The sequence below is a fragment of the Hyella patelloides LEGE 07179 genome, assembly GCF_900659865.1.
GTDB lineage: Bacteria > Cyanobacteriota > Cyanobacteriia > Cyanobacteriales > Xenococcaceae > Hyella > Hyella patelloides.
The window spans coordinates 1-1,516 of the sequence record NZ_LR214295.1 but is presented as its reverse complement, the minus strand read 5'-3'; the positions used below and the strand labels follow the sequence as shown (position 1 = coordinate 1,516).

The window sequence follows — 1,516 nt, the reverse complement described above, 5'->3', positions numbered from 1 at the left end:
AAAAATCGTCTGCATATCGGATAATATTAACTGAACTTCTTTTGTCTGTAATGCTCATCTGGTGAATACCATTATCGCGTTTTACGTCAAAAGTGCCAGCTATATCCTTAATTGCGTTTTCCATACCGTGAAGGGCAATATTAGCAAGTAAGGGGCTTATCACACCGCCTTGAGGGCTTCCTTCTTTAGTAGGAAAAAGTTTTTTTCCGTCCATAACACCAGCCTTTAGCCAGGCTCGGATTTGTCTCCGTAGGGTTGGGTAGGTATTTAATTTTTCAAGTAACTTGTCATGATTTATTTTGTCAAAACACTTTGAAATGTCCGCATCTAGAACGTATTTGGGTTTTAAATATATAGCCCTACATATAGATTCCATAGCATCGTGACAACTTCTTGCTGGTCTAAATCCGTGTGAATTAGGTTCAAAATAGGCTTCCCATTCTGGCTCGATTGCCAGCTTGACAAGACCTTGCAATGCTCGGTCATTCATGGTGGGGATACCTAGAGGTCGTTCCTCTGACTTTCCAGGTTTGGGAATCCATACCCTTCTAGTCGGACTAGCTTTGGTTTTCAGTTTGAGTTGATTTACCAAGTAGAGACGTTCTTTTGAGGACAGAGATTTGACTCCATCCACACCTGCTGTCTTCTTCCCAGAATTATCCTGAGTAACCCTACGCACCGAAAGCAATTTTGCATACCAGCTTTTAGTTATAAGTTTTTGGAGTCTGCGTACTGTTCTGACATCACCACGACATGACGCTTTGTAAATCCGCTTTTGCAACTTGTAAATCAGTCTTTCGGCTTTGAGCCAGTTGACCTCTTCCCATTTATACATCGGGTTTGAATCCGTGTTCATAACTTCTACATCACTACTTGTAGCTTTACATTCCGTTCTACCGTGAGTCTGTCAGCATATCCCTATCATTACAATAGAGCTTTTGCTTCTGACTCAATCTTTCCTCTCCATTCCCTGATTGCTCAGATGTTACGTCTTGGTTGACTACTCCTAGAATCGACCTTCTGGGAGAAGAATTGAGAGGTTACTTCGTTCCTAATAACCCTTGTTTTGTTCTTTTAGGATGGTACTTTCCGCCTGTTTCGGGTGGTGTTAATTAGATTGGGAGGCAATCCCTTTAATACCCTTAGTTTTTGACCTTTTGGTTCACCTAGCGTATCAACCCATTTTCGCTAGTAATGTATATAGACGGTTCGGATGTACCTTTGCTTTCGCTACCCGTGAGAACTTACTTAGTCTGCCTTGACCTTTGGGTTAGGTATGCTTTTGACCTTTTATTCCTGCTTTACGGATTGAAAACCACTCTCTACCGTAAGGAATATGTTTTCATCGATACACCTTCGAGATAGGACTTGTAATTTCTAGGATACTTTTACTCACCTATAAGATTATTAAGTTGTCATCTGTTGAGGATTAAAGTGCGAACTCTACCGTTTTGCGGTTACTCAACAGAAGCTAGTCATCCTCCTTCTTTCTAAGTTTCGACTAAACGAATCGCAC

General features: G+C 41.2%; 1 protein-coding gene. It reads right to left on the bottom strand.

The features are described from left to right. Positions 1 to 856: reverse transcriptase N-terminal domain-containing protein (locus H1P_RS33265; protein ID WP_186376300.1), on the bottom strand; the 856-nt coding region annotated here is incomplete at its 3' end. Positions 857 to 1,516: the final 660 nt, after the last annotated feature.